29 protein-coding genes are annotated in these 25,006 nt (G+C 67.6%); 6 read left to right on the top strand and 23 right to left on the bottom strand.

The genetic code is table 11. The annotated features are described in order from the left end of the window. Positions 1 to 36 precede the first annotated feature (36 nt). Together ychF and pdeM are read left to right on the top strand one after the other, a co-directional pair. A complete protein-coding gene (gene ychF / locus MU449_RS02240; RefSeq protein ID WP_244738918.1) occupies positions 37 to 1,134 on the top strand; it encodes a redox-regulated ATPase YchF in 1,098 nt (365 codons plus the stop codon). Then, positions 1,100 to 1,813, top strand: coding sequence for a ligase-associated DNA damage response endonuclease PdeM (gene pdeM / locus MU449_RS02235; RefSeq protein ID WP_244736377.1), 714 nt, complete (start codon positions 1,100 to 1,102; stop codon positions 1,811 to 1,813). The genes ychF and pdeM overlap by 35 nt, the downstream gene beginning before the upstream one ends. Here pdeM and folD read toward each other — a convergent pair. The 16 genes from folD to ruvC all read right to left on the bottom strand — a co-directional run bounded on the left by folD (position 1,758) and on the right by ruvC (position 16,034). Beyond that, positions 1,758 to 2,645 (bottom strand): bifunctional methylenetetrahydrofolate dehydrogenase/methenyltetrahydrofolate cyclohydrolase FolD, encoded by an 888-nt coding sequence (gene folD / locus MU449_RS02230; protein ID WP_244736376.1) that lies wholly within the window; start codon positions 2,643 to 2,645, stop codon positions 1,758 to 1,760. The genes pdeM and folD overlap by 56 nt on opposite strands. Before the next feature lie 52 nt (positions 2,646 to 2,697). After that, positions 2,698 to 3,447, bottom strand: coding sequence for a methyltransferase domain-containing protein (locus MU449_RS02225; RefSeq protein WP_244736375.1), 750 nt, complete (start codon positions 3,445 to 3,447; stop codon positions 2,698 to 2,700). After that, positions 3,447 to 5,342: an ATP-dependent zinc metalloprotease FtsH gene (gene ftsH, locus MU449_RS02220; protein WP_244736374.1), complete on the bottom strand. Its 1,896-nt coding sequence runs from the start codon at positions 5,340 to 5,342 to the stop codon at positions 3,447 to 3,449. Before ftsH ends, MU449_RS02225 begins: the two co-directional genes overlap by 1 nt. A 68-nt stretch (positions 5,343 to 5,410) precedes the next feature. Then, entirely contained in the window at positions 5,411 to 6,622 is a 1,212-nt protein-coding gene (gene tilS, locus MU449_RS02215; protein WP_244736372.1) for a tRNA lysidine(34) synthetase TilS, read from the bottom strand. Further along, entirely contained in the window at positions 6,622 to 7,452 is an 831-nt protein-coding gene (gene ybgF / locus MU449_RS02210) for a tol-pal system protein YbgF (RefSeq protein WP_425310563.1), read from the bottom strand. Before ybgF ends, tilS begins: the two co-directional genes overlap by 1 nt. Continuing rightward, positions 7,449 to 8,003 (bottom strand): peptidoglycan-associated lipoprotein Pal, encoded by a 555-nt coding sequence (gene pal, locus MU449_RS02205; RefSeq protein ID WP_244736369.1) that lies wholly within the window; start codon positions 8,001 to 8,003, stop codon positions 7,449 to 7,451. The genes ybgF and pal overlap by 4 nt, the downstream gene beginning before the upstream one ends. 76 nt (positions 8,004 to 8,079) lie before the next feature. Then, positions 8,080 to 9,393: a Tol-Pal system beta propeller repeat protein TolB gene (gene tolB / locus MU449_RS02200; RefSeq protein WP_244736368.1), complete on the bottom strand. Its 1,314-nt coding sequence runs from the start codon at positions 9,391 to 9,393 to the stop codon at positions 8,080 to 8,082. Between the two features lie 42 nt (positions 9,394 to 9,435). Further along, positions 9,436 to 10,689 (bottom strand): cell envelope biogenesis protein TolA, encoded by a 1,254-nt coding sequence (locus tag MU449_RS02195; protein WP_280517622.1) that lies wholly within the window; start codon positions 10,687 to 10,689, stop codon positions 9,436 to 9,438. Then, the gene (gene tolR / locus MU449_RS02190; protein WP_244736367.1) at positions 10,673 to 11,146 is read right to left on the bottom strand and encodes a protein TolR; all 474 of its coding nucleotides are present in this window, start codon (positions 11,144 to 11,146) and stop codon (positions 10,673 to 10,675) included. The genes MU449_RS02195 and tolR overlap by 17 nt, the downstream gene beginning before the upstream one ends. A gap of 3 nt (positions 11,147 to 11,149) precedes the next feature. Then, complete coding sequence (gene tolQ / locus MU449_RS02185; protein WP_244736366.1) at positions 11,150 to 11,845, bottom strand: protein TolQ; 696 nt, start codon at positions 11,843 to 11,845, stop codon at positions 11,150 to 11,152. An 85-nt stretch (positions 11,846 to 11,930) separates the two neighbouring features. Next, positions 11,931 to 12,311, bottom strand: a complete 381-nt coding sequence (locus MU449_RS02180) for a YbgC/FadM family acyl-CoA thioesterase (RefSeq protein WP_244736365.1) — start codon at positions 12,309 to 12,311, stop codon at positions 11,931 to 11,933. After that, positions 12,308 to 12,871: a hypothetical protein gene (locus MU449_RS02175; RefSeq protein WP_244736364.1), complete on the bottom strand. Its 564-nt coding sequence runs from the start codon at positions 12,869 to 12,871 to the stop codon at positions 12,308 to 12,310. Before MU449_RS02175 ends, MU449_RS02180 begins: the two co-directional genes overlap by 4 nt. Beyond that, positions 12,868 to 13,893, bottom strand: a complete 1,026-nt coding sequence (gene ruvB, locus MU449_RS02170) for a Holliday junction branch migration DNA helicase RuvB (protein WP_244736363.1) — start codon at positions 13,891 to 13,893, stop codon at positions 12,868 to 12,870. Before ruvB ends, MU449_RS02175 begins: the two co-directional genes overlap by 4 nt. Positions 13,894 to 13,935: 42 nt before the next feature. Continuing rightward, entirely contained in the window at positions 13,936 to 14,829 is an 894-nt protein-coding gene (gene htpX, locus MU449_RS02165) for a zinc metalloprotease HtpX (RefSeq protein ID WP_244736362.1), read from the bottom strand. 36 nt (positions 14,830 to 14,865) lie between these two features. Next, the gene (gene ruvA / locus MU449_RS02160) at positions 14,866 to 15,531 is read right to left on the bottom strand and encodes a Holliday junction branch migration protein RuvA (protein ID WP_244736361.1); all 666 of its coding nucleotides are present in this window, start codon (positions 15,529 to 15,531) and stop codon (positions 14,866 to 14,868) included. Then, positions 15,528 to 16,034, bottom strand: coding sequence for a crossover junction endodeoxyribonuclease RuvC (gene ruvC, locus MU449_RS02155; protein ID WP_244736360.1), 507 nt, complete (start codon positions 16,032 to 16,034; stop codon positions 15,528 to 15,530). The genes ruvA and ruvC overlap by 4 nt, the downstream gene beginning before the upstream one ends. Positions 16,035 to 16,258: 224 nt before the next feature. Here ruvC and MU449_RS02150 point away from each other — a divergent pair, with 224 nt between their 5' ends. Then, complete coding sequence (locus MU449_RS02150; protein WP_244736358.1) at positions 16,259 to 16,444, top strand: DUF1127 domain-containing protein; 186 nt, start codon at positions 16,259 to 16,261, stop codon at positions 16,442 to 16,444. Between the two features lie 63 nt (positions 16,445 to 16,507). On the opposite strand, the gene MU449_RS02145 is transcribed toward MU449_RS02150, so the two are convergent. Beyond that, on the bottom strand, positions 16,508 to 17,380 hold the full coding sequence (locus MU449_RS02145) for a 50S ribosomal protein L11 methyltransferase (protein WP_244736357.1): 873 nt from the start codon (positions 17,378 to 17,380) through the stop codon (positions 16,508 to 16,510). A gap of 4 nt (positions 17,381 to 17,384) precedes the next feature. Then, positions 17,385 to 18,038, bottom strand: a complete 654-nt coding sequence (gene fsa, locus MU449_RS02140; RefSeq protein ID WP_244736356.1) for a fructose-6-phosphate aldolase — start codon at positions 18,036 to 18,038, stop codon at positions 17,385 to 17,387. 84 nt (positions 18,039 to 18,122) lie between these two features. Here fsa and MU449_RS02135 point away from each other — a divergent pair, with 84 nt between their 5' ends. Together MU449_RS02135 and msrA are read left to right on the top strand one after the other, a co-directional pair. Then, positions 18,123 to 20,312 (top strand): primosomal protein N', encoded by a 2,190-nt coding sequence (locus MU449_RS02135; RefSeq protein WP_244736355.1) that lies wholly within the window; start codon positions 18,123 to 18,125, stop codon positions 20,310 to 20,312. A 55-nt stretch (positions 20,313 to 20,367) separates the two neighbouring features. After that, positions 20,368 to 21,000, top strand: coding sequence for a peptide-methionine (S)-S-oxide reductase MsrA (gene msrA, locus MU449_RS02130; RefSeq protein WP_244736354.1), 633 nt, complete (start codon positions 20,368 to 20,370; stop codon positions 20,998 to 21,000). 37 nt (positions 21,001 to 21,037) lie between these two features. Here the strand turns inward: msrA and MU449_RS02125 are convergent, their stop codons facing one another. The 3 genes from MU449_RS02125 to MU449_RS02115 all read right to left on the bottom strand — a co-directional run bounded on the left by MU449_RS02125 (position 21,038) and on the right by MU449_RS02115 (position 23,592). Then, positions 21,038 to 21,784, bottom strand: a complete 747-nt coding sequence (locus MU449_RS02125) for a DUF1013 domain-containing protein (RefSeq protein ID WP_244736353.1) — start codon at positions 21,782 to 21,784, stop codon at positions 21,038 to 21,040. Between the two features lie 156 nt (positions 21,785 to 21,940). Beyond that, positions 21,941 to 22,936 carry an NAD(P)H-quinone oxidoreductase gene (locus MU449_RS02120; protein WP_244736352.1) on the bottom strand — a complete coding sequence of 332 codons (996 nt, stop codon included), beginning with the start codon at positions 22,934 to 22,936 and terminating at the stop codon, positions 21,941 to 21,943. Then, positions 22,936 to 23,592, bottom strand: coding sequence for a COQ9 family protein (locus MU449_RS02115; protein ID WP_244736350.1), 657 nt, complete (start codon positions 23,590 to 23,592; stop codon positions 22,936 to 22,938). Before MU449_RS02115 ends, MU449_RS02120 begins: the two co-directional genes overlap by 1 nt. Before the next feature lie 110 nt (positions 23,593 to 23,702). Here MU449_RS02115 and rpsU point away from each other — a divergent pair, with 110 nt between their 5' ends. After that, a complete protein-coding gene (gene rpsU / locus MU449_RS02110; RefSeq protein WP_128254633.1) occupies positions 23,703 to 23,909 on the top strand; it encodes a 30S ribosomal protein S21 in 207 nt (68 codons plus the stop codon). Positions 23,910 to 23,990: 81 nt separating this feature from the next. On the opposite strand, the gene MU449_RS02105 is transcribed toward rpsU, so the two are convergent. Beyond that, on the bottom strand, positions 23,991 to 24,449 hold the full coding sequence (locus tag MU449_RS02105) for an Lrp/AsnC family transcriptional regulator (protein ID WP_244738914.1): 459 nt from the start codon (positions 24,447 to 24,449) through the stop codon (positions 23,991 to 23,993). 75 nt (positions 24,450 to 24,524) lie between these two features. Beyond that, on the bottom strand, positions 24,525 to 24,965 hold the full coding sequence (gene mscL, locus MU449_RS02100) for a large conductance mechanosensitive channel protein MscL (RefSeq protein ID WP_244736349.1): 441 nt from the start codon (positions 24,963 to 24,965) through the stop codon (positions 24,525 to 24,527). Positions 24,966 to 25,006 lie beyond the last annotated feature (41 nt).

Raw genomic sequence — 25,006 nt, 5'->3', positions numbered from 1 at the left:
CTTATCTGGGGCGGGTCGCGGAAAAAGGGGATGATGATGGGCTTTCGCATGGGGATCGTCGGCTTGCCGAATGTGGGCAAATCGACCCTGTTCAACGCGCTGACCCGCACGGCGGCGGCGCAGGCGGCCAACTTCCCGTTCTGCACCATCGAACCCAACGTGGGCGACGTGGCGGTGCCGGATGCGCGTCTGGACACGCTGGCGGGGATTGCCGGATCGAAACAGATCATTCCCGCGCGGATGACCTTCGTGGACATCGCGGGCCTTGTGCGCGGCGCCTCCAAGGGTGAGGGCCTGGGCAACCAGTTCCTGGCCAACATCCGCGAATGCGATGCCATCGCCCATGTCCTGCGCTGTTTCGAAGATGGGGACATCACCCATGTTGAAGGCCGGATCGACCCCGTGGCCGATGCCGAAACGATCGAGACGGAACTGATGCTGGCCGATATGGAATCGATCGAACGGCGTCTGGCCAACCTCGCCCGCAAGCTGAAGGGCGGCGACAAGGAGGCCGCCGATCAGGACCGCCTTCTGCGGCAGGCACAGGCCGCGCTGAACGACGGCAAGCCCGCCCGCACCATCGAGGTGTCCGCGGACGATCAGAAGCAGTGGCGGATGCTGCAACTTCTGACCGCCAAGCCCATCCTCTATGTCTGCAACGTTGAGGAGCAGGCGGCGGCGGAGGGCAACAGCCAGTCCGCCCGCGTGGCCGAAATGGCCGCGGCGCAGGGCGCGGGCGCGGTCGTCATCTCCGCCCGCATCGAAGAGGAGATCAGCCAACTCGACGCCGAGGAGGCCGAGATGTTCCTGGGCGAGATGGGCTTGGACGAAGCAGGGTTGGACCGGCTGATCCGCGCGGGCTATGCCCTTCTGGGCCTTCAAACCTATTTCACCGTCGGCCCGAAAGAAGCGCGGGCCTGGACGATCCATGGCGGAATGCTGGCCCCGCAGGCGGCGGGCGTGATCCATGGCGATTTCGAAAAGGGCTTCATCCGCGCCGAAACCATCGCCTACGACGATTACGTCGCGGGCAAGGGCGAAGCGGGGGCCAAGGAGGCGGGCAAGTTCCGCGTCGAAGGCAAGACCTACGAGGTCAAGGATGGCGACGTCCTGCACTTCCTCTTCAACGGCTGATCACAGCTTTCGCCTTGCGGGGGAAACGCTGCGCGCCCTGCCCTCGGGCGCGCTGTTCTGGCCCGCCGAAGGGATGCTGATCGTCGCGGACCTGCATTTCGGCAAGTCCGAACGTCTGGCCCGACGCGGCGGCGCGCTTCTGCCCCCTTACGAGGTGCGCGATACGCTGAGCCGTCTGGACGCCGACATCGCCGCCACCGCCGCACGGTCTGTGATCTGCGTCGGCGACAGTTTCGACGATGCCTATGCCATGCTGGAGGAGGCGGAGCGCCTATGGCTGGCCCGCCTGATGGCGGGGCGCGACTGGGTCTGGGTTGCGGGCAACCACGATCCCGTGCCGATGGCCGTCGGCGGCACCTATATGGCGGAAACCACGCGCGGACCCCTGACCTTCCGGCACATCGCGACCGGCGACGGGGTGGAGATCAGCGGCCATTACCACCCCAAGGCCCGACTGGCCGGGCAGGCGCGCCCCTGCTTCCTGACGGATGCGCGGCAGGTGATCCTGCCGGCCTATGGCACCTATACCGGCGGTCTTTGGTGCGACGATCCGGTGCTGGAGGCGCTGATGGGCGACGGGGCCTGCGCGATCCTGACCGGAACGCGCGCGCTGGCCGTGCCGTTCAGGGCGTCAGCCCCTCCGGCTCCTCCAGCCCGTTCGCGCGGCAGCAGGCGGTGACGGTGTTGGCCAGCAGGCAGGCGATGGTCATCGGCCCCACCCCGCCCGGCACCGGCGTGATGGCCCCTGCCACGGCGCTGGCGCTGGCGTAATCCACATCGCCCACCAGCCGCATCTTGCCGTCGCGTTCGACGCGGTTGATGCCCACGTCGATGACGGTCGCCCCCGGCTTGATCCAGTCGCCCGGCACCATCTCGGGCCGCCCGACGGCGGCGATCAGGATATCGGCGCGGCGGCACACCTCGGCCAAGTCCTTGGTGCGGGAATGGGCGATGGTGACGGTGCAGCTGTCATTCAGCAGCAGTTGCGCCATCGGCTTGCCCACGATGTTCGATCGGCCCAGCACCACGGCGTTCAAGCCGGACAAGCTGCCATGGTGGTCGCGCAGCATCATCAGGCATCCCAGCGGCGTGCAGGGCACCATCGCCTTCTGCCCCGTCCCCAGCAGACCGACGTTCAGGATGTGAAAGCCGTCCACGTCCTTGGCCGGGTCCAGCGCGTTGATGACCTTGGCCGCGTCCATGTGATCGGGCAACGGAAGCTGCACCAGAATCCCGTGCACCGCCGGATCGGCGTTCAGCTTGGCGATCAGGGCCAGAAGGTCGGCCTCGGGGGTGGCGGCATCCAGGCGATGCTCGAAGCTGGCCATGCCCACCTCGCGCGTCATCTTGCCCTTGGAGGTGACATAGACGTTGGACGCAGGGTCCTCCCCCACCAGCACGACCGCCAGACCGGGGGTGATGCCCGCGGCCTTCAACCGGGCCACCTCGATCCCCACCTGCCCGCGGACTTTTGCCGCGAACGCCTTGCCGTCGATCACCACTGCCGTCATGCCACACCCCTTGTCACTGATGCCCCCTCATAGACCCGAGGGCCGAAAAGGGTCAATCGCGGCGCAGGACAAAGAACACCCGTCGGAAGGGAAACAGGACCGATCCATCCGGTCGCAGGGAATAAGGCGTGGCCAAAGCGGTGTCATAGGCTGCGATCAGCTGCCCCCGCTCGTCCGTCGTCAGGACCGCAAGCCACGGCACCATCGCCGCCCCTTCGGTAAAGTGCCGGACGGGATGACCGGACGCGACCGGCTCCAGATGCTGGACATACCGCGTCTCCCACGCCGTCACGGAACCGAAGGGCATCAGCAGGTCGGCATACCATTCGGCGGGCTGCACCTTGATCGGCGGAGGGGGAAAGCGGTTGGGCCACAGCGCCTGCGCCGTGTCCGCGATCAGACGATGCGAGGGGGCCGCGTCTTGTCCCGGCATCTGGACGGCCAGCACCCCCGTTCGGGGCAGCATGGCTGCGAGGCGGGGCATCAGCGTCGCGTGATCGCCCAGCCAGTGCAAGGCGGCGTTGGAAAAGATCAGCGCAGGCGGAGTCTCCGGCTGCCACGAGGCGATATCGGCCTGCACCAGCCGGTCATAACCCGGCGCCTGCGCCAGCATCTCGGCTGACATGTCCACACCGATCAGGGGCCGGGCCAACGTCGCCAGTGCCCCAGCCACCGCGCCGCTGCCGCAGCCGAGGTCGATCACATCGCCCTCCGGCACCTCCCCCACCTGTGCCAGAAGATCCAATGCGGGGCGCAAACGAAAGCCCCGAAACCGGGCATAGGTTTCGGGGCTCCATGTCATCAGGCCGAGGGTTCCGGCATCCCGTCGCTTGGCGGGCGCGGGCGGGTTTTCGGGATGGCGGTGATCGACCCGCTGGAGGGCTTGTCGTCCTCGTCATCCTCGTCGATCGGCTCTCCGGCGACGACCTTGCGGATCTGGTTGCCGGTCAGCGTCTCGTATTCCAGCAAGCCTTTCGCCAGACGCTCGAACCCTTCGCTCTGTTCGGTCAGGATGCGCACGGCGGTGGTGTAGCCTTCGTCGATCAGGCGCTTCACCTCGGCCTCGATCCGGTTCTTGGTCTCGGCCGAGACCGAGAAGCCGCCCGTCTGCCCCTGATAGCCCTGATGCGCCTCGGCATAGTCGATGTTGCCGACCTCGTCCGACATGCCCCAGCGCATGACCATCGCGCGCGCCAGCGCGCTGGCCTGCTGGATATCGCCCGCCGGACCGGAGGAGACGCCCTCCTCGCCATATTTGATGATCTCGGCCGCCTTGCCGGCCATGGTCATCGCCAGCTTCTGCTTGCTTTCATCCTTGAAGATCTGCAGCCGGTCGATTTCCGGCAGGCTGACCACCATCCCAAGGGCGCCGCCGCGCGGAATGATCGTCGCCTTGTAGACCGGATCGCATTTGGGCAGCGCCATGCCGACGATGGCATGTCCCGCCTCGTGATAGGCGACCTTTTCCTTCTGATCGGGGCTAAGGACCATCGACCGACGCTCCGCCCCCATCATCACCTTGTCCTTGGCATTCTCGAAATCGTCCATCGTGACGAACCGGCGACCGACGCGCGCGGCCATCAGCGCTGCCTCGTTCACAAGGTTCATCAGGTCCGCCCCCGAGAAACCGGGCGTGCCGCGCGCGATCAGACGCAGATCGACGTTCGGACCCAGCGGCACCTTGCGCGCGTGGACGTTCAGGATCTTCTCGCGCCCCTTGATGTCGGGGTTCGGCACGGTGATCTGGCGGTCAAAGCGGCCCGGACGCAGCAGCGCGGGGTCCAGCACGTCCTTGCGGTTGGTGGCCGCGACAATGATCACGCCCTCGTTCGCCTCGAAGCCGTCCATCTCCACCAGCAGCTGGTTGAGGGTTTGCTCCCGCTCGTCGTTGCCGCCGCCGATGCCCACGCCGCGCGCGCGGCCCACGGCGTCGATCTCGTCGATGAAGACGATGCAGGGGGCGTTCTTCTTGGCCTGTTCGAACATGTCGCGCACACGGGACGCACCGACACCCACGAACATCTCAACGAAGTCCGACCCGGAAATGGTGAAGAACGGCACACCCGCCTCTCCCGCAATCGCGCGGGCCAGAAGCGTCTTACCCGTGCCGGGGGGGCCGACCAGCAGCGCACCCTTGGGGATCTTGCCGCCCAGACGGCTGAATTTCTGCGGGTTGCGCAGGAACTCGACGATCTCTTCCAGTTCTTCCTTCGCCTCGTCGATGCCGGCGACATCGTCGAAGGTCACGCGGCCATGCTTTTCCGTCAGCAGCTTGGCGCGGGATTTGCCAAAGCCCATGGCCCCGCCCTTTCCGCCGCCCTGCATCCGATTCATGAAGAAGATCCAGATCCCGATCAGCACGATGAACGGCAGCCAAAGCGAGATGAGCGACAGGAAGCCCGACTGCTCCTGCGGTTCGGCCCGCACCTCGATCTGCTTGGCCAGCAGACGGTCGGTGACGTTTTCCCCCTGCGGGCGGATGGCCACATATTGCTGCCCGTCGCTGCCGCGGAACTGGATACGCTCCCCATCCAGCGTGACCGAGGACACCTGATCGTTGTCCACCCGTTCGATGAAGTCCGAGAAGGAGATCGTGCGGGACGTGCCCGAGGATCCGCCGCCGCTGAACAGGTTGAACAGCGCGAGGACCAGCACGAACAGGACCACCCAGAAAGCCAAATTGCGTGCGTTCCCCAAAACCGTCTCCCAAACCCGTCTGGCCCATAAGGCATTTGGGCGACAAGATAGTCATTCGGGCGGGGGGTTCAATGCGATAAAGCAGACGCGCCGTGCGACATCGTCAACGCCTCCGGCGCGGGATCATGGCGAAAGACATGGGCGGAGGCGATTCCGGCCAGCGGGGCGGCGACCAGGCGGTCGTTTTGCCAGACGGACGGGGCGGCCAGAAGGCTGCGGCGGGGCATCTCCATCTTGCGCCAGTCGGGGCACTGGCGCAGGCCGTCGGGCCCCAGCGCCCGGACGCTTTCGCCGGCTGAGCCCCCCGTCACATGCCAGCGGTCCCACACCGCCCCCACCGGCGCACAAAGGCCTCGCAGCGCCGAGGCCTCGCGGAACACCCGCCAGTGCCCGTCCTGCGCCACCATGCCGCAGCCGCGGAGCGCGGTTGGCTGCCCCGCCGCCAGCCGCGCCATCGCACGCCGCAGCGCCGCCCCGCGTGGTGGATAGGCGGGGCCCGCGACCCAATCCATCGCCCGCAGCACCAGGCGACGCAGAATCTCCGGGTCGGCCCCGTCCGGGCGCAGCAGCACATCGCCCCCCTGCACCTGCAGACGATGCCGCGCCGCCTCGGTCACCGCCGCCTCTAGCGCCCGGCGCGCCTCTGCCAGGTGTCCGGCCACATCGGCCAGCCGGTCCGCCGTCAGGCCCAATGGCAGCGCGTCCAGCGCGGCCCGCGCGCGCGCGCGGTCATACCGGGGATCGGTGTTCGAGGGATCCTCGGCCCAACCAAGATCACGGGCGCGCAGAATGTCCCGCAGCTCCGCCCGCCCGGCCCCCAGCAGGGGGCGGCACCAGCGGATGCCGCCTTCGGTCCAGTCGGCGCGCATCGCGGCCAGCCCGTCCAGACCCGCGCCACGCGCCAGCCGCATCAGGAACGTCTCCGCCACATCGTCGCGCGTATGGCCAAGGGCGACGGTGCCCACGCCCGCGCGGCCTGCCCAGTCGGCCAGAACCGCGCGCCGCCCGCGCCGCGCCGCGTCGGACAGGTTGCCATGTCCGTCCCAGTGCCAATGCAGAATGTCGTGCGGCACGGACAGGCGGGCGCACAGGCGGGCGACGGTTTCAGCCTCGGCCGCCGCCTCGGGGCGCAGGTGGTGGTTCACCGTGGCGGCGCGGCAGGTCAGCCCCGCATCCACCGCCAGAACCAGCATCGCGACCGAATCCCCGCCGCCGGAAATGGCAAGGCCCAGAACCGGCGGGGCCGGGTCCGGGCCTTGAAACAGGCGGCGCGTCGTCATCAGTTGCAGCGAAGCGCCTGTGCGGCGGATTGCGCGCGGGTGGCCGCGTCCGTCCCGGCAAAGCTGTTGCCGACTTCGGCCAGCGTGACGCAGGCCTGTTGCGTCTGCCCCAGATCGCCAAGACGCTGGCCCAAACCCAGCAGCGCGTCGCCCGCCCGCGGCCCGTCCGGGTCCCCGGAATAGGCGTCGAGATAGGCGCGCGCCGCGTCCCCGTTTTCCCCAAGACGGCTCAGCGCGTCGCCGCGCAGATAAAGCGCCTCATAGGTCAGGGGGCCGCCCGTGTAGGTCTGGGCGAAGGCCTCAAGCTGGTCCGCGGCGGCGCGAAAGTCACCTTGACCGAGCACCTCCCGCGCCCGGTCGAAGTCCGCCTGCTCTTGAACGGCAAGCTGCGTTGTGGGGGAAGCGGGGGCCGGGGACGCGGGGGCCGGGGATGGGGCCGGCGCGGCGGCCGTGTCCGTCCCGCCCAGCGGGGCCGTGGGGGGAAGGGCGCCAAGATCGCCGCCCTCAAGCTCCGTCACGCGGAATTCCAGATCGCCGACGCGGTTGGTGCCGTCGGCGATGACGCGGTTCAGGCGCAGCTCCACCTCTTCGGTCCGGCCGGTCAGGCGCTGGATCGAGGATTCGATCGCGTCCAGCCGTTGCAGGGCCGAGCCGCCCGCAGCACCCGAGGAGATGGCACCCGTGGACACCAGTTCCTGCTTCAGGCTGTTGAACTGGGCGTTGAGCTGCGACAGCTCCGCCCGGATGTCGGCCAGCGACTGCGCCCGGTCCTGCGCGAAGGCAGAAGCCGGAAGCAGCGCCAGCGTCAGGACCAGCGCGAACCGCATCAGGACCCCGCGCCCGATTGCAGCACCGTCACCGCGCGGCGGTTGGCGGCATAGCAGCTTTCGGCCGAACAGGTCTCGGCCGGGCGTTCCTTGCCATAAGACACGGTGCGGATGCGGCTGGGTTGCACGCCCTGCGAGATCAGGAAGTCCTGCGCCGAGGATGCGCGCCGCGCGCCAAGGGCCAGGTTGTATTCCCGCGTGCCTTTTTCATCGGCATGACCTTCGACGATGACGGCGTATTGCGGATGGCTGGTCAGCCATTGCGCCTGCCCCGTCAGAACGCGACGGCCTTCATCGTTCAGCGTCGACTGGTCGTAATCGAACAGGATCCGGTCGCCCAGACGCTGCTGGAAATACGCGACCGAGTTCGGATCGTTCGGGTCGCCCAGACCCGAGGTGCCCACGCCGCCCGCGCCGAAGCCGCCGTTCTGGCCATAGGCCCCGTCCGCGCCGTATCCGGCGCCGGCGCCGCCAGCGCCAAAGCGGTTGGGATTGTTGCAGGCCGCAAGGCCAAGCACCGCGACCAGCATCATGGCCTTGGGTAGGAAGCTCATCGACACGTCCTCTCGTTCACGCTTTCGCGGAAGGTAACAGGTTTTCCCCGCCCGGCAAACAGGGCGGAGGTTGGGATCACGGCAGCAGGGGCGACCAGGACGGGTCAGATGCGGCCCCCTGTGTCGGAACCTGCTTCAGGTTGCGGCCCGAAATGTCCACGGAATAGAGCTGGGCCGATCCGTCGGCGCCTGCGCTTTCGCGGGTGAACATCAGCACGCGGCCGTTGGGCGCCCAGGTCGGGCCCTCATCCAGGAAGGACGAGGTCAGAAGGCGTTCCTCGGACCCGTCCGTGCGCATGACGCCGATATGGAACCGCCCGTCCTGCTGCTTGGTGAAGGCGATCATGTCGCCGCGCGGGGACCAGACGGGCGTGTTGTAACGCCCCGGCCCGCCGGAGATGCGCGTGGCCTCCCCCCCGGTGGCGGACATCACATAGATTTGCGAATTGCCCGACCGGTCGCTTTCGAACACGATCTGACGGCCATCGGGCGAGAAGCTGGGCGCGGTTTCGATCGCGGGCGAATTCGTCAGCTGCCGCCGCTGGCCGCTTTGCGTGTCCAGCGTATAGATGTCGGAGTTGCCCCCCTGCTCCAGGCTGAACACCACCGTGCGCCCATCGGGCGAAAAGCGGGGCGCGAAGGTCATGGTGCCCGGTTGCTGATCCAGCGCACGGGTCTGCAGATTCGCCGCGTTCATCAGGTAGATGCGCGGAAACCCCGAGGCATAGGAGGTGAACAGGATCTGGTTGCCCTGCGGCGAAAAGCGCGGGGCCAGAACCAGCGCCGAGGCGTCGGTCAGATACTGCACGTTCGCGCCGTCGTAATCCATGACGGCCAGACGTTTCTGGCGCGCGTCCTTCGGCCCGCTTTCCTGGACATAGACGACGCGGCTGTCGAAATACGGACCTTCGCCGGTGATGCGGCTGTAAACCGCGTCGGCCACTTTGTGGGCCATGCGCCGCCACGTATCGGTCGTGCCGGTGAATTGCAGCCCGTCGCCCAGGGGTTGGCCCGCGAACACGTCGAACAGGCGGAACTTCACCGTGATGCGGTTGCCTTCCTGCGTGACCGCGCCGGTGATCAGCGCCTGCGCGTTGATCGCCTTCCAGTCGTTATAGGCGACGGGCGCATCGAACCCGGCCGAGCTGATATGGGCGGAGGCGGGAATTTCGCGGAACAGTCCCGTCCCCGCCAGATCGGCGGCGACCAGACGGGTGATGTCATTGGCCACCTGGCTCCCGCCGCTGAAGGCGGGCACGGCAAAGGGCAGCGGCTCGATCACGCCTTCGGTGATCTCGATCCGCAGGGGGCCCTGTTGGGCGTGGGCGATCCCGCCCGTGATGGACAGCGCGACGGTCAGCGCGGTTGCGAGGGTTCTCAGCATGCTCATCCTCTGGCGTTTCCGGTCATTATAGGGGGCGAACATGGCAAGTCACCTCATCCGCATGTTGGTGGGGTTGAAGACCATCTCGATCTCGCGCCACTGGTCGTATTTTTCGGGCGGCAGGGGGAAGCCGGATGATCCGCAGCGGATGATGGCGCGGCGCGCGGCCTCGAATGCCTGATTGGCCCCCGCGCTGGACCCGCCGGAGGATCCGACCATGCGGATCGAACCGGTCACGGGCTTGCGGTCCTGCCCCACGGTGAAGGCCACGACCACCTCCGTCTGCATCGCGTCCGAGGACAGCGATCCGACGTTCCAGCACTGCTGCACCGCGACGCGCATCGAATCCTTCTCACCCGAGGTCATGGGCGGGCCGGAGGGCGCGCTTGGTGCAGGGGTGTCGGCACCGCCGCCCAAGGCCTCGGCCAGCGCCTCGTCCACCGAACTGCTTTGCGACGGGGCGGGCGTTGAGGGGCGCGCCGCCTCGGCGGGCGGGGTGGCGGGCGGGGTGGCGGGGCGCTCTGCGGTTTGTGCGGGCGCACTGGCGGCGGGGGGCGTGGCGGTGTCCGCCTGCGTGGGCGCGGCGGGACGGGCCGGACGGTCGCGCGGGCGCGGGCTGCCCGCCGGGGCCATGTTGGCCTGCGGGGTGGGTTCCGGCACGGTTTCGGTCGCCGCCTCGGGCGGGGCCTGTTCGGGACGGGGCGGTTCCTCGGCGGCCTGCTCGGCCGGTTCCTCGGTCACGGCGGGGGTGGGCGTTTCAGCCACCTCCGCCTGCGGGGGCGGCGCTTCGGACGGCGTGGGGGCCACACGGGGGGCCTGACGCGGGCGCGTGCTGGCGTCCGGCGACAGCACCGGCTGTTCCACCGGGGCGGGCGGAAGGACGGGCTGCGGCGTGCTTTCGGGCACGGGCGCGGGCGCCACCTCCGGCGCGGCGGGCGGGGCCGGCTCGGGCTCGGGGGCGGGTTCCGGCGCAGGCGCAGGCTCGGGCGTGGGTTCGGGGGTCGGCTCGGGGGCCGTTTCCGGTTCGGGCGCGGGCTGCGGTTGGGGCCGCGTGCGGGGCGGCGTCGCCGGGGGGGCGGGCGCGGGTTCCGGCTCCTGCGCCTCGGGCGCGGTGCTTTGCGACATCATCTCGCTGAACTCGGCCTCGGACATGATCGACACGTCGGCCACCGCCGGTTCGGGCGGGGGCGCGCTGCTGAACAGATCGCCGAACAGCACCAGAAAGATGAACACGGCATGTCCTGCGCCCGACAGGATCAGCCCGGTTCTCACATAGGGGTTATGGTCAGTTTCCGGCGCCAAAGGTCGGTCCGTCGCTGTCGGTCACAAGGCCGATGCTGTTGAAGCCCGCCGCGTTCAGCGCGCCCATGATCTGCGCGACGCGTTCATAGGGCACGGCCCCGTCGGCGCGCAGGAATATCTTGCGGTTGTCGCGCTCCGCCGCGATCGCGGTCAGGCGCGGAATCAGCTCGTTCTCGGCCACGTCCGAGGTCTGGATCATCAGCCGGTTGTCCGCCGTGACGGTGATCGCCAGCGGCTCCTCCTGCTCGGTCGGCAGGGCGGTGGCGGCGGTGTTGGGCAGCTGCACGGGCACGCCCACCGTCAGAAGCGGCGCGGCCACCATGAAGATGATCAAGAGCACCAGCATCACGTCCACGAAGGGCGTGATGTTGATCTCGGACATCGTGCCGCCACCGCGCCGACGCCGGCGTCCGCGACGCCCACCCCCGCCCGCGCTTCCCATGACACCCCCGGCCATCGCTCAGGCGTCCAACTGGCGCGAAAGGATGGTCGAGAATTCGTCGGCGAACGCCTCATAACCCGACAGGACGCGGTCGCTGTCGGCGTTCAGCTTGTTGTAGAAAATCACGGCGGGAATGGCCGCGATCAGGCCGATGCCCGTCGCCAGAAGCGCCTCGGCAATGCCCGGCGCGACGGTGGCGAGGTTGGTGTTCTGCGTGACGGCAATCTGCTGGAAGGCGTGCATGATGCCCCAGACGGTGCCGAACAGGCCGATGAACGGCGCGGTGGCCCCGGTGGTCGCAAGGAACATCAGGCCGGATTTCAGCCGTTCGGATTCCTTGACGATGGCCACGTCCATCGCCCGGTCGATCCGCGCCTGCGCGCCCGCGATCAGCTTGCCATCCTGCCGGTGGCTGCGCCGCCACTCCATCATCCCGGCGGCAAACACCTTTTCCGAGGGGCCGTCGGGCTGGCTGCCGGTCTTTTCGAACAGTTCGTCCAGCGGTTCGCCCGACCAGAAGGCGCGATCGAACAGCGACGCCTCGCGGCGGGCGGCCTTATAGGCGATGTGCTTCTGGATGATGATGGCCCACGACCAGAAGGACATGATGATCAGCAGGATCATCACAAGCTTCACCGTCAGCGTGGCGCGTGCGAAAAGCGCGAGCATGGAGAAATCGATCTCCTGCGCCGCGGCAAGGGTTTCAGTGTCCATTCGTCCTGCTCGTCCGTATAGGGCCGTTATGGCCTCTTAGCGGCCAATCTATCCGCTTTGCAAAGGGATTGCCAACACGAACGCGTCATCGCCCCCGCAGGGCGGCGGGAAGGCGCACCGGACGCCCCGCGGGGCCCAGCGCGGCCAGCGTGACGCGGGCGATGAACAGCGTGTCGGCCCCGCGCAGAACCCGCTGGTCCAGAACCGCGCGGGCCGTGGTGATGGCGGCGGGGGTCGTGTGCACCTCCAGCCGGTCGCCCAGACGGGCGGGGCGGAGGAAGTCCGCCTCGATCCGCGCAACGGCAAAGACGGTGCCGTCGTCGCGCATCGCGTTCTGGTCGATGCCCAGGCCTTCGACCCATTCGCTGCGCGCGCGTTCGATGAACTTCAGGTAATTCGCGTGATAGACGATGCCGCCAAGGTCGGTATCCTCATACCAGACGCGGGTGTGGAACACATGGCTCACAGCCGCGCCGCCAGACGGAAGGCGTGGGACGGATCCTCGGCGCGGGCGGGCAGGACGGGGTCGTAGGCCGCGCGCAGCAGGGGGGCGGGGTCGGGCAGATCGGGCTCCCCCGCAAAGGTCAGCATGAGGCGGCTCGCCTGATCCAGCATCAGCGCCCCCGCATCCGCGTGGCGCAAGGTGCCGCCCATGTGCACGAACAGGAGCGCGAGCCGGATCGCCCCCTGCCCGTCGAAGCGGAACAGGCGCGCGGTCTCGGCCCCCTCCGCCTTGCGCGCGGCGGCAAAGGCGGCAAGGTCGGGGATCAGATGATCCAGATTTGGAACCGCCGCCACCTCATCCCAGTCGGAAAAGAAGAACAGCATCGTGTTCGCGCCCAGTTCGGGATCGTGGTCGGCCATCTTGTGACCGGCGGTGGCGACCACCGCCTCGATCGCGCCCTTGACCAGCGGCAGGGTCGCGGCGTCCACGCCGAAGACCACGGGGACGATGGGCCGACCCCAGCGCGCAAAGCGGAACCCCTGCGGGCCGGTGAACAGCGATTCGATCTGGGCGGGCGTCATGCGAACATGTCCGGCTGGTCGGGGGCGCGCGGGGGCGCGATGCCGATATGCTGCCACGCCTTGCGCGCCAGCATCCGCCCGCGGGGGGTCCGCTGGATCAGACCCTGCTGCAGAAGATAGGGCTCGATCACCTCCTCCACCGCATCCCGCGCCTCGGACAGGGCGGCGGCGATGGTTTCGACGCCCACGGGGCCGCCGCCGTAATTCTCGGCCAGCAGAAGGATGTAGCGGCGGTCGGCGCCGTCCAGACCCAGATCGTCCACGCCAAGACGCGACAGGGCAGTATCCGCAATCTCACGCGTGAGGCGGCCGTTGCCCTCCACCAGCGCGAAATCCACGACGCGGCGCAGAAGACGCCCGGCGATGCGCGGCGTACCCCGGGCGCGGCGGGCGATCTCCCGCGTGCCTTCGGGGTCCGAATCGACGCCCAGAAGGCGCGCGCCCCGGGCGACGATCAGATCGAGTTCATCGACGGTATAGAATTGAAGCCGCGTCGGAATGCCGAATCGGTCGCGGAGCGGGGTCGTCAGCAGCCCCAGCCGCGTTGTCGCCCCCACAAGCGTGAAGGGTTGCAGATCGATCCGCACCGTCCGCGCGGCCGGCCCCTCACCGATCACCAGATCCAGTGCGAAATCCTCCATCGCGGGATAGAGCACCTCCTCCACCACGGGCGACAGGCGGTGAATCTCGTCGATGAACAGCACGTCGCGGGGTTCGAGATTGGTCAGGATGGCCGCCAGATCACCCGGTTTCGCCAGAACGGGGCCGGAGGTCATGCGAAAGCCGACGCCCAGTTCGCGCGCCATGATCTGCGCCAGCGTCGTCTTGCCCAGACCGGGGGGGCCGTGGAACAGCGTGTGGTCCATTGCCTCGGCCCGCATCTTGGCCGATTCGATGAACACGCGCAGGTTGGCGCGCGCCTCGGCCTGACCGACGAATTCGCCCAAGCCCTGCGGGCGCAGGGCGCGGTCCTGATCTTCGGGCAGACGGTCGGGGCGCAGGGTGGGGTCAGGCTGGTTCATGCCGGAACAATCGCGGAACGACGCCCCGCCCGCAAGGGGGGATCAGCCCCACGGCCCCCGGCGCGGCGTTTTCGGCGGCGTGGGTGCGACCGTCGGTGCGGCCATCCCCCCCGCCATCTGCCGCAGCGCCGCGATGCGGTTGGCCGTGCTGGGATGGGTGGAGAACAGCTTGTCATGCGTGAACATGTGCAGCGGGTTGATGATGAACATGTGCGCGGTGGCGGGATTGCGCTCGGCCGCCGGATTGTCGATCTTCTGGGCGAAGGCCTCGATCTTCTGAAGCGCGCTTGCCAGCCACATGGGGTTGCCGCAGATCTCCGCCCCGATCCGGTCCGCCTCGTATTCGCGACTGCGCGAGATTGCCATCTGCACCAGACCCGCCGCCAGGGGCGCCAGAATCATCAGGGCCAGCGTGCCGATGAACCCGCCGGGCCGGTCGCGGCTGCCGAAGAACATCGCAAAGTTCGCCAGCATGGAGATGGCCCCGGCAAAGGTCGCGGTGATCGTCATGATCAGCGTGTCGCGGTTTTGCACATGGGCCAGTTCATGCGCCATGACGGCGGCGATTTCCTCTCGGCTCATCCGGTTCAGAAGGCCGGTCGTCGCCGCCACGGCGGCGTTTTCAGGATTGCGGCCCGTGGCGAAGGCGTTGGGCTGGTCGGTGTCGATGATGAACACCTTGGGCATCGGCAGACCGGCGTTGCCCGCCAGCCCCTGCACCATGGCATAGAAATCGGGGGCCGTCGTCGCATCCACCTGCCGCGCGTTGTGCATCCTCAGCACGGCCTTGTCCGAGTTCCAGTAGGAGAACAGGTTCATCGCCACGGCAATCAACAGCGCGATCATCATCCCGCCCCGACCGCCCAGAAGCGCGCCAAGGCCCAGAAACAGCGCCGTCATCACGGCCATCAGAATGGCGGTCTTTGCGTAGCCCATCGAACCCTCCGGCGATTTCAGCGGGATATGGGGCGATCAACCCTTGGGGGCAAGACGGCGCAGGGACAGGCGGATAAGGGTGGCGGCATCCGCGTCGGGGGATTCGTCCGCAGATTGCGCCACCGCCGCCGCCGCGTCCGCAGGGCCATAGCCCAGATTTGCCAAGGCCGACAGGGCGTCCGCCGTATGCGCCGCGCGTGACGGGACGGCGGGCGGGCTGCGGCGTTTGGGCGCGGGGGTGGGGCTGGCCTCCTCCTCGATCACCGGGGCGTCGGAGGGCACCGCCCCCATCGCCATGACCGAGGGCGCCTTGGCCTTCAGCTCCATCACCACGCGCTGCGCGATCTTGGGACCGACGCCGGGGGCCGCCTGAACCGAGCGCGCATCGCCCAACGCGATGGCGCGCGACACCCCCTCGGGCCCCAGCGCGCCCAGGATCGCCATCGATGCCCGCGCGCCCACGCCCTGCACTGTCATCAGAAGGCGATGCCATTCCTTTTCCAGCAGCGTGGGAAAGCCGTAAAGCTGCAACAGATCCTCGCGCACCAGAAGGTCGGTATAAAGCGCGACCCCCTCCCCCACCCCCGGCATAGAGGCCAGCGTGCGGTCTGAGACGTGGATGATGTAGCCCACGCCCCGCACGTCGATCAGCACATGGTCGGTGCCGCGATAGTCCAGCCGTCCCGCGATCCGCCCGATCATGATGCGGCCTTCGCCAAAGCCGCCTGCAACCGGCCCGAGCTTTGCAGATGATGCGCGTGGCAGATGGCGATGGCCAGTGCGTCGGCGGCATCCGGCCCCGCGATCTCCACCCCCGGAAGGTGGATGCGCACCATGTGGTCGATCTGGCTTTTGGCCGCATGGCCGACACCGACCACGGTCTTCTTCACCGCGTTCGGGGCGTATTCCCCCACGTCCAGCCCCGCCTGCGCGGGCACCAGAAGGGCGATGCCGCGCGCCTGCCCCAACTTCAGCGTGCCGGCCGCGTCCTTGTTGACGAAGGTATGTTCCACCGCCGCCGCATCGGGGGCATAGCGTTCGACCACCGCCGTCAACTGCCGGTGCAGGTCGCACAGGCGCGAGGCCAGCTCGCCCGTCGCCGATTTGCAGGTGCCGTTCGCCACATGGCGAATGCGCGCGCCCTCGGTCTCGATGATGCCCCAGCCCATGTTGCGCAAACCGGGATCGATTCCCAAAACCCGCATAGTGTTCCTCCGTCCTGCCGCCCCGCAGCACGAAGCATGAACGGGACCCTAGCGGAAGCGGCCAGCCAGACGCAAGATCGTAACGTCCTGATGACCCAAGCCATGCGGTCAGCGCATCGCGGACTTGCGAAAGCGCAAATTGTCATGCGCGTTGTGCCCGCTTATTTACCCGTCATGCAGCAAGGGTGCTGCATTTATCCGCTGTTTAAGAAGAGGAACACACCATGGCCGCCATCGAGACGAGCCCCTCGGCACAGCTCGGCGCCATTTCCGCACCGCGCTTCACGGGCATCTTCCAATCCCTGCGTGACTGGAACGACGCACGCGTCACCCGCCGCGCCCTGAACCGCCTTTCGGATCGCGAGCTGGACGATATCGGGCTGACCCGCGCCGACATCGCCAACATCTGAGACGTCACCGTCTTTGATGAACAGGACAGGCCGCACGGGAAACCGTGGCGGCCTTTGCCTTTTTCAGCCCTTGCGCAAGGTCAGCGCCGCCCATTCGCCCAGATCTTCGCGGTGATGCAGGGCAAAGCCCTGCGCGACATAGGCGTCAAGGATCGCATCGGCCTGCACGACCAGAAGTCCCGACAGGATCACTGTGCCGCCCGCCGCCGTGTTGGCCGCGATGTCGGGGGCAAGCTCGATCAGCGGGCCCTTCAGGATGTTGGCGAAGATGAGGTCGAACGGCGCGCGGGACATGAGGTCGGGATTGGCAAATCCCGCCGCCTCGCAGCAGAACACCCGATCCTCCAGCCCGTTGATCGCCACATTGGCGCGGGCCACGTCCACCGCCACGCTGTCAATGTCCGACGCGGCGATTCGCGCGTCCGGCAGTTCCTTGGCCGCCGCCAGCGCCAGGACGGCGGTGCCGCAGCCGATATCGGCGACATTGGCAAACCGCGCGCCTTCGGTCAGCAGCCGGTCCAACGCCTTGAGGCAGCCCAGCGTCGTGCCGTGATGGCCGGTGCCGAAGGCCACCGTCGCCTCGATCTGCAAGGGCACGACGCCCTCGGGCACCTTGTCCGCGTCATGGCTGCCGAACACGTGGAACCGGCCCGCCGACACGGGGGCCAGTTCGCGGCGGACATGGGCGACCCAATCCACCTCCGGCACTTCGGAAATGACGAAGGGGGCCGCGCCGAAGGCCGTGCGCAGCAGTTCCAGCGTCACCTCGTCCGGTCGGTCGAGGAAGTAGGCCCCCACCTCCCACAGCCCCGACCCGTCCTCGATCTCGAACACGCCGACGCCCGAAGGCTCCGGCTCCATCCGTTCGATGGCTTCGGCCAAGGCTTCGGCGGCGTCTTCCCCCGGAAGGGTGGTCAGGGCGGTGTAGGTGGGCATGGGATCAGACGATCTTCTGGCCGGTCTTGGCCCAGTCGGCCATGAACTGCTCCAGCCCCTTGTCGGTCAGCGGGTGGCTGGCCAGACCCTTGATGACGGCGGGCGGCGCGGTGATGACGTCGGCCCCGATCAGCGCGCATTGCGACACGTGATTGGCGTTGCGGACCGATGCGGCCAAAATCTGCGTCTTGAACGCGAAATTGTCATAGATGGTGCGGATGTCCTGGATCAGCTCCAGCCCATCGAGGTTCATGTCGTCCAGACGCCCGATGAAGGGGCTGATGAACGTGGCCCCCGCCTTTGCCGCCAGCAGCGCCTGATTGGCGGAGAAGCACAGGGTCACGTTGACCATGAACCCGTCATCCGACAGCACCTTGCAGGTTTTCAGCCCGTCATGCGTCAGCGGAACCTTCACGGCGATATTGGGCGCGATCTCGGCCAGCTTGCGGCCTTCGGCGATCATGTCCTCGGCCTTCAGCGCCACCACCTCGGCCGAGACGGGGCCGGTCACGATGCCGCAGATTTCCTTGGTCACTTCCAGAATGTCGCGGCCCGATTTCAGGATCAGCGACGGGTTCGTGGTCACCCCGTCCACAAGGTTCAGGTCGTTCAGTTCGGAAATGGCCGCCACATCGGCGGTATCGACGAAGAATTTCATGCAGTCCTCCGGAAAATCCAACGGGGTTTGCCCCGATCTCCGCCCCGTGATAGCGCAAGCGGGGATCAGACGAAAGGTGCCGCAGTGTCGGAACGGTTTGACGAAGGCGATCTGGTGGGCGTGCTGACCACCGAGCCGCTGGGCCGTCCGCTGGATTACAAGGCGCCCGAGGGCGGATGCGGGCTGGGCGATCTGGTGGAGGTGCCTTTGGGCCCCCGCCGCGTTCTGGGCTGCGTCTGGGGTGCGGGTGCGGGGGGCTTTGATCCCGCGCGCATCCGGCCCGTGTCCCGCGTGTTGGAGGCGACCCCCCTGCGGGACGAGATGCGGACCTTTCTGACCCGCATGGCCGATTACACCCTGACCCCCCTGCCCCTGATGCTGCGGCTGGCCACCCGCGCGCCCGATCTGGGCGCGGGCCCCGCGCTGCGCCGGGTGCTGCGCGCCACGGGGCGGGAGCCTGCGCGCGAAACCGACGCCCGCCTGCGGGTGATGGACGCGCTCGATGTGTTCGGGGGCGCGGCCGTCACCTCGACCGAACTGGCGGCGGAGGCGGGGGTGTCGTCCGCTGTCATCAAGGGTCTGGTCAAGGCCGGCGTGCTGGCGGAAGAAGACGCCCCCCGCGACCAGCCCTATCCCCGGCTGGACCCGTCGCGCGCGGGCAAGGACCTGTCGGGCGATCAGGCGGCGGCGTCGGAGGCGCTGCGGGCGGCGGTGGCCTCGGGCCGCTATGGCACGACGCTTTTGAAGGGCGTTACGGGGTCCGGCAAGACCGAGGTCTATCTGGAGGCGGTGGCCGAGGCCCTGCGCCACGATCGGCAGGCGCTGGTCCTGCTGCCGGAAATCGCCCTGACCGCGGGCTTTCTGGAACGGGTGGAGGCGCGGTTCGGCGCGCGCCCCGCCGAGTGGCATTCGGGCGTCACCAGCACCGAACGCCGCCGCCTGTGGCGCATGATCTCGGACGGCGGCGCGCAGCTGGTGGTGGGGGCGCGGTCGGCGCTGTTCCTGCCCTTCCGCGATCTGGGCCTGATCGTGGTGGATGAGGAGCACGACACCTCCTACAAGCAGGAAGAAGGCGTCTATTACAACGCGCGCGACATGGCGGTGATGCGGGCGTCGATCTGCGGCGCGCAGGTGGTGCTCGCCTCGGCCACGCCCGCGCTGGAGACGTGGGTGAACGCCGATACCGGCAAATACGCGCGGCTGGACCTCACCTCGCGCTTCGGCGTGTCCGACCTGCCCGAGATGCGGGCCATCGACATGCGGGCGGAAAAGCTGCCCCCCAACCGCTGGATTTCGGAAACGCTGGCCACGCAGGTGGAGGCGCGGGTGGCGGCGCGCGAGCAGGCGCTGTTGTTCCTGAACCGGCGCGGCTATGCCCCCGTCACCATCTGCCGCGCCTGCGGCCATCAGATCGGCTGTGACGACTGCGATGCGCGGATGGTGGAGCATCGGTTCCTGAAGCGCCTTGTCTGCCACCAGTGCGGCGCGTCCAAACCCGTGCCGGAGGCCTGCCCCGCCTGTTCGGTCGAAGGTAAGATGGCCGCCGTCGGGCCAGGTGTGGAACGTATGGCCGAGGAGGTGGCCGAGCGCTTTCCGGGCGCCCGCGTGGCCGTTCTGTCGTCGGACCTGTTCGGCAGCGCGCGGGCCTTGAAGGAGGCGATCCAGACCATCTCCGACGGCGGGGCCGACATCATCATCGGCACGCAGATCGTGGCCAAGGGGCACAACTTCCCCCTGCTGACGTTGGTGGGCGTGATCGACGCCGATCTGGGGCTGCAAGGCTCGGACCTGCGCGCCGCCGAACGCACGTTCCAACTGATGCGGCAGGTGGCGGGCCGGGCGGGGCGGGCGGAACGGGCGGGCGTGGCCCTTTTGCAGACCCATCAGCCCGAACACCCGGTGATCCGCGCGATCCTGACCGGCCACGAGGAGGATTTCTGGCGGGCCGAAGCGACCGAGCGGCGCATGGCGGGCACCCCCCCTTACGGGCGCATGGCAGGGATCATCCTGTCGCATCCCGATGTCGCGCGGGTGTTCGATTTCGCGGGCGAACTGGCGCGGCGCGACGGACCGCTGCGCGCCATCGGAGCGCAGGTCTGGGGCCCCGCCCCCGCCCCCATCGCCCGCGTCCGGGGCCGCCACCGTGTGCGCCTGCTGATCAAGGCCGAACGCAGCGCGCCGTTGCAGGCAGCCCTGGCCGAATGGGTCGCGCAACTGAAGCCGCCGCCCAACATGCGGGTGGCGATCGACATCGACCCGCAAAGCTTTCTCTGACCCTTACGCGGACGGTGGCGACCCCCTATATCAGGGGCCAACCGGAGGTTCCCCCATGTTCTTTTCCAAACCCACCACGATGGTCCGCCCCGAGGACGCCCTTCCCGGACGGCCCGACCCGATCCCCACATCCGACGCGCATTTCATTTCCGGCATCCCGCTGAAATCCCCCGTGCCCGAGGGGATGGAGGAGGCGATGTTCGGCATGGGCTGTTTCTGGGGGGTGGAGCGTCTGTTCTGGCAGATGCCCGGTGTCTGGCTGACCATGGTCGGCTATGCCGGCGGCTATACGCCCAACCCGACCTATCCCGAAACCTGCACCCAGAAAACCGGCCATAACGAGGTGGTGCGGGTGATCTACGACCCTGCGGTCATTTCCTATGACGATCTGCTGAAAGCGTTTTGGGAACAGCACGATCCGACGCAAGGGATGCGGCAGGGCAACGATGTCGGCTCCACCTATCGGTCGGGCATCTATACCTACACCCCCGAACAGGCGCAAAAGGCCGAGGCGTCGAAGGCGGCGTATGAGGTGGAACTGTCCCGCGCAGGGCACCGCCCGATCACGACCGAGATCCTGCCCGCCCCGACCTTCTATTACGCCGAGCCGGAGCATCAGCAGTATCTGGCGAAAAACCCCGGCGGATATTGTTCGATGCGCGGGACCGGCGTCGTCTGCGTCAGCTGAAACGCAAAACGCCCGGAGTGTCCTCCGGGCGTTCTTGTCAGCGACGCTCGTCCTCGTCGTCTTCGTCCCGGGTGTCGGGCAGGTTGAAGAAGCTGTCGGCGTTCGAGAAGTCCTTGTCGGTCTCCTCCTCTTCGTCCCGCGAATCGCGGAACAGGCCGCTTTCGGGTTCGGCATCGCGGGCGGTGTCGTCCATCTCCAGCGATTGGGCGGTGGACACCAGCTTGCGCCGTTCGTCATCCGTCATCACGCCGCCCTCGGCCAGCTTCTTGCGGGCGGCCTGCTGCACGGCGGCGTCCAGTTCGGTCTGACGGCACAGGCCCAGCGCCACCGGGTCGATCGGCGTCATCGACTGGATGTTCCAATGCGTGCGTTCGCGAATCGACAGGATGGTCGGTTTCGTGGTGCCCACCAGCTTGGAGATCTGGCCGTCGGTCAGTTCGGGGTGGAACTTCACCAGCCACAGGATCGCGTTCGGGCGGTCCTGCCGTTTGGACAGCGGGGTATAGCGGGGGCCGCGGCGCTTGTCCTCGCCCTGCGCGGCCGAGTTGAACTTCAGCTTCAGTTTGTAGAAGCTGTCCTTCTGGCCCTTCTCGATCTCGCCCGCGTCCAGCTGGTTGTTCGCGACCGGGTCGAACCCCTTGACGCCCGTGGCCACGTCGCCATCGGCAATGCCCTGCACCTCAAGTTCGTGCATGCCGCAGAAATCGGCGATCTGTTTGAAGGACAGCGTGGTGTTGTCCACCAGCCAGACCGCGGTTGCCTTTGCCATCAGCGGCTTTGTCATGGGCCTCTCCTTACACATCTGTCCCGCGCCGGGGATCTACACATCTTTCCCGTGCCGGGAACACGGCTGCGGGCAGGCCCGCGATGGTTCGTTTTCGGGAATTGAGGCGCTGTATAAGCCAAAGCGCCGACGGGGAAAAGGGTGAAATGCGGCCCCTCACTCCTCCGGCATCCGCAGGGCCATCTTGCCGATATGGTCCGACGCCTCCATCCGGCGGTGGGCGTCCGCGGCATCATCCATGGCAAAGATCCGGTCCATCACCGGGCGCAGATGCCCCGCCGCGATCATCGGCCAGACATGGGCGCGCACCTCCTGCGCGATCCGCGCCTTTTGCAGATGCGTCTGGGGGCGCAGTGTCGATCCCGTGACGGTCAGGCGGCGCATCATGATCTCGGCAAAGTTCACCTCCGCCTTGGCCGCCTCCAGAAAGGCGATCTGCACCAGATGCCCGTCATCGGCCAGGGCGCGGATGTTGCGCGGGATATAGCTGCCCCCCACCATGTCGAGGATCACGTCCGCACCCCCCACGGCGCGCAGGATCGCGACGAAATCATCATTGCGGTAATTGATGGCCTCGGCCCCCAGATCGGCGCAGGCGGCGCATTTCGCATCCGTCCCGGCGGTGGCGAAGACCCGCGCGCCCAAGCCCGTGGCGATCTGGATCGCGGTGGTGCCGATGCCCGACGATCCGCCGTGGACCAGAAACCGCTGCCCCGCGCTTAAGCCCCCGCGCATGACGACGTTGGACCAGACGGTAAAGCAGGTCTCGGGCAGACACGCCGCCTCGGCCATGGACAGACCTTCGGGGATGGGCAGGACCTGGGTCGCGCAGGTGACGGCGTGGGTGGCATATCCGCCGCCCGGCAGCAGCGCGCAGACCGCGTCGCCCACCGCCCAGGCCGTCACCCCGCGCCCGACGGCCGCGATGTGGCCCGAACATTCCAGCCCCATCAGTGCCGAGGCCCCTGCGGGCGGCGGATAGGCCCCCGCACGTTGCAGCGCGTCGGGGCGATTCACGCCGGTGAAGGCGATGCGGATCAGAACCTCGCCATATCCGGGGACGGGGGTGGGGACATAGTCGATGCCCATCACCTCCGGCCCGCCGGGTCCGCTGGCGACGATGGCGCGCATCAGCTCCGGCGCGCCGTCCATCAGGACATCCGGCCCGGCATGTCGTCGGCGCGCCCGGGCGCGCGGATGACCGAAAAGGGCAGCATCGCCGCGCGCACCAACGGGTTCTTGCGGGCGCGGGCCTTCACCCCTTCGATCTTCATGACATCCGCGATGCGACGGTTCAGGAAATCCCAGGTCGCATGGTGGTCGCCGCTGTCATCACCCAACCAGAACAGGACGGTCGCGGCATAGACGCCCGACAGGGTCGCGCGCTTGGTATACCAGTTCACATCCTCGGACGTGTCGCCCAAGGCGCGCCAGATGGCATCCGACGTGCCCCACAGCGCGCGCGCGCCGTCGCCCGCGTGGTGCGGCAGGGCGAACAGGGTGGACGCCCGGCGCACCGCCTCCCGGTCGGCCAGTTCAAGCCGCCTGCGGATGATGGCGGCCACGCGGCCCGAAATGCCCAGATCGGCCGGAAGTCCCTTGGCATAGTCCACCATCGCTGCATCGCCCCGCGCATGATAGGCCAAGGCAAGATCGACCGCCCCACGCGGAAACTGGGCGCGGGCGGACACGGGGTCCACCCCCGCATCGGCGATGGCCGCGCGCAACGTGGTTTCCGTCCAGCCATCGAACGCCACATGCCCAAGGGCCGCATCGATCACCGCATCCCGGATCTGTCGTGCATCCATATCGTTTGCCTTCCGTGCCAGAGAGTGGACAGCGGGAATATAGTCTGATATGTCGCGCCCGCCTGCACCAATTTTGTGCAAATCTTAACTTAGGAAGGTGGTGACACCACATGCAGGTCAGCGTTCGCGACAACAACGTCGAACAGGCCCTCCGGGCCCTGAAGAAGAAACTTCAGCGCGAAGGCGTTTTCCGTGAAATGAAGCTCAAGCAACATTTCGAGAAACCGTCCGTGAAAAAAGCGCGCGAGCAAGCCGAAGCCGTTCGTCGGGCTCGGAAGCTCGCTCGTAAGAAAGCGCAGCGTGAGGGCAACCTCTAAGACGTTTCGTCAAGCTGGGGCCGCAAGGCCCGTCGTTGAACCCCCGGCACCGCTCGGGGGTTTTTCGTTATCCGGGGCCCGTCAGACGGGAATGGCCGTCGTGCGGAACACGGTCTTCAGCGCAAAGGACGAATGCATCTGCGCCACGCCCGGAAGACGCGCCAGATGCTGGCGGTGGATGCGGGCGAAATCCTCGGTGTCCAGGGCCACGACCTTCAAAAGGTAATCCGCCGATCCCGCCATCAGATGGCATTCCAGCACATCGGGAATGCGCTGCACCGCCGCCTCGAACGCGGCCAGAACCTCATCCGCCTGGCCCGACAGGGTGATTTCCACGAAGACCGTCGTGGGCCGATCCATCTTGCGCGCGTCCAGAAGGGCGACATAGCCGGCGATGAACCCCTCCTCCTCCAGCCGCTGCACGCGGCGGTGGCAGGCAGAGGCCGAAAGGTTGGCCTGTTCGGCCAGTTCGGCGTTCGTGATGCGGCCCTGACGTTGCAGGGCCGCAAGGATGCGGCGGTCGATCGCGTCGAGTTTCATGGAAAAACCGGTCATGTCCGGACCCTTCTGGATCCGGCCCCGATCATACGCCGCGCACCGCCATGCGCAAGTCGTTCAAACGGTGGGCTTTTGCGCCAGAAGATCGCGGATCTGGATCAGAAGCTCCTCCTGCGTCGGGCCTTTGGGCGCGGCGGGGGCGGCCTCTTCCTTGCGGTGCACGTGGTCCTTCACGTTGTTGACCACCTTGACCAGCATGAACACCACGAAGGCGATGATCATGAAGTTGATGACCGCCATGATGAAGCTGCCATAGGCGAAGATCGCCGCCCCCGAATCGCGCGCCTGCGACAGGCTCGCCCCTTCGGGAACCGTGCCCGACATCACCCAATAGAGGTTGGTGAAGTCGATCCCGCCGATGATCAGGCCGATGACCGGATTGATCAGGTCCTGAACGATGGAGCTGACGATCGCGGTGAACGCCGCCCCGATGATGATCCCCACCGCCAGATCGAGGACATTCCCCCGCGCGATGAATTTCTGGAATTCCTTGAGCATGGGTGCCCCCTTCGTTCGTTATGTCACGTCAATATGACGCG

It is taken from the genome of Falsirhodobacter halotolerans (assembly GCF_022899245.1).
Taxonomy (GTDB): Bacteria; Pseudomonadota; Alphaproteobacteria; order Rhodobacterales; family Rhodobacteraceae; genus Falsirhodobacter; species Falsirhodobacter halotolerans.
Note: the sequence above shows the minus strand (reverse complement) of the source record. Positions and strands in the feature narration are given on the sequence as shown.

What these genes read in the sequence shown, in the direction of transcription:
- ychF (WP_244738918.1), top strand. Translation starts at nt 37, where the DNA reads ATGGGCTTTCGCATGGGGATCGTCGGCTTGCCGAATGTGGGCAAATCG.
- pdeM (WP_244736377.1), top strand. Translation starts at nt 1,100, where the DNA reads ATGGCGACGTCCTGCACTTCCTCTTCAACGGCTGATCACAGCTTTCGC.
- folD (WP_244736376.1), bottom strand. Translation starts at nt 2,645, where the DNA reads ATGACGGCAGTGGTGATCGACGGCAAGGCGTTCGCGGCAAAAGTCCGC.
- MU449_RS02225 (WP_244736375.1), bottom strand. Translation starts at nt 3,447, where the DNA reads ATGACATGGAGCCCCGAAACCTATGCCCGGTTTCGGGGCTTTCGTTTG.
- tilS (WP_244736372.1), bottom strand. Translation starts at nt 6,622, where the DNA reads ATGACGACGCGCCGCCTGTTTCAAGGCCCGGACCCGGCCCCGCCGGTT.
- pal (WP_244736369.1), bottom strand. Translation starts at nt 8,003, where the DNA reads ATGAGCTTCCTACCCAAGGCCATGATGCTGGTCGCGGTGCTTGGCCTT.
- tolB (WP_244736368.1), bottom strand. Translation starts at nt 9,393, where the DNA reads ATGAGCATGCTGAGAACCCTCGCAACCGCGCTGACCGTCGCGCTGTCC.
- tolR (WP_244736367.1), bottom strand. Translation starts at nt 11,146, where the DNA reads ATGGCCGGGGGTGTCATGGGAAGCGCGGGCGGGGGTGGGCGTCGCGGA.
- tolQ (WP_244736366.1), bottom strand. Translation starts at nt 11,845, where the DNA reads ATGGACACTGAAACCCTTGCCGCGGCGCAGGAGATCGATTTCTCCATG.
- MU449_RS02175 (WP_244736364.1), bottom strand. Translation starts at nt 12,871, where the DNA reads ATGACGCCCGCCCAGATCGAATCGCTGTTCACCGGCCCGCAGGGGTTC.
- ruvB (WP_244736363.1), bottom strand. Translation starts at nt 13,893, where the DNA reads ATGAACCAGCCTGACCCCACCCTGCGCCCCGACCGTCTGCCCGAAGAT.
- htpX (WP_244736362.1), bottom strand. Translation starts at nt 14,829, where the DNA reads ATGGGCTACGCAAAGACCGCCATTCTGATGGCCGTGATGACGGCGCTG.
- ruvA (WP_244736361.1), bottom strand. Translation starts at nt 15,531, where the DNA reads ATGATCGGGCGGATCGCGGGACGGCTGGACTATCGCGGCACCGACCAT.
- ruvC (WP_244736360.1), bottom strand. Translation starts at nt 16,034, where the DNA reads ATGCGGGTTTTGGGAATCGATCCCGGTTTGCGCAACATGGGCTGGGGC.
- MU449_RS02150 (WP_244736358.1), top strand. Translation starts at nt 16,259, where the DNA reads ATGGCCGCCATCGAGACGAGCCCCTCGGCACAGCTCGGCGCCATTTCC.
- MU449_RS02145 (WP_244736357.1), bottom strand. Translation starts at nt 17,380, where the DNA reads ATGCCCACCTACACCGCCCTGACCACCCTTCCGGGGGAAGACGCCGCC.
- fsa (WP_244736356.1), bottom strand. Translation starts at nt 18,038, where the DNA reads ATGAAATTCTTCGTCGATACCGCCGATGTGGCGGCCATTTCCGAACTG.
- msrA (WP_244736354.1), top strand. Translation starts at nt 20,368, where the DNA reads ATGTTCTTTTCCAAACCCACCACGATGGTCCGCCCCGAGGACGCCCTT.
- MU449_RS02125 (WP_244736353.1), bottom strand. Translation starts at nt 21,784, where the DNA reads ATGACAAAGCCGCTGATGGCAAAGGCAACCGCGGTCTGGCTGGTGGAC.
- MU449_RS02120 (WP_244736352.1), bottom strand. Translation starts at nt 22,936, where the DNA reads ATGGACGGCGCGCCGGAGCTGATGCGCGCCATCGTCGCCAGCGGACCC.
- MU449_RS02115 (WP_244736350.1), bottom strand. Translation starts at nt 23,592, where the DNA reads ATGGATGCACGACAGATCCGGGATGCGGTGATCGATGCGGCCCTTGGG.
- rpsU (WP_128254633.1), top strand. Translation starts at nt 23,703, where the DNA reads ATGCAGGTCAGCGTTCGCGACAACAACGTCGAACAGGCCCTCCGGGCC.
- MU449_RS02105 (WP_244738914.1), bottom strand. Translation starts at nt 24,449, where the DNA reads ATGAAACTCGACGCGATCGACCGCCGCATCCTTGCGGCCCTGCAACGT.
- mscL (WP_244736349.1), bottom strand. Translation starts at nt 24,965, where the DNA reads ATGCTCAAGGAATTCCAGAAATTCATCGCGCGGGGGAATGTCCTCGAT.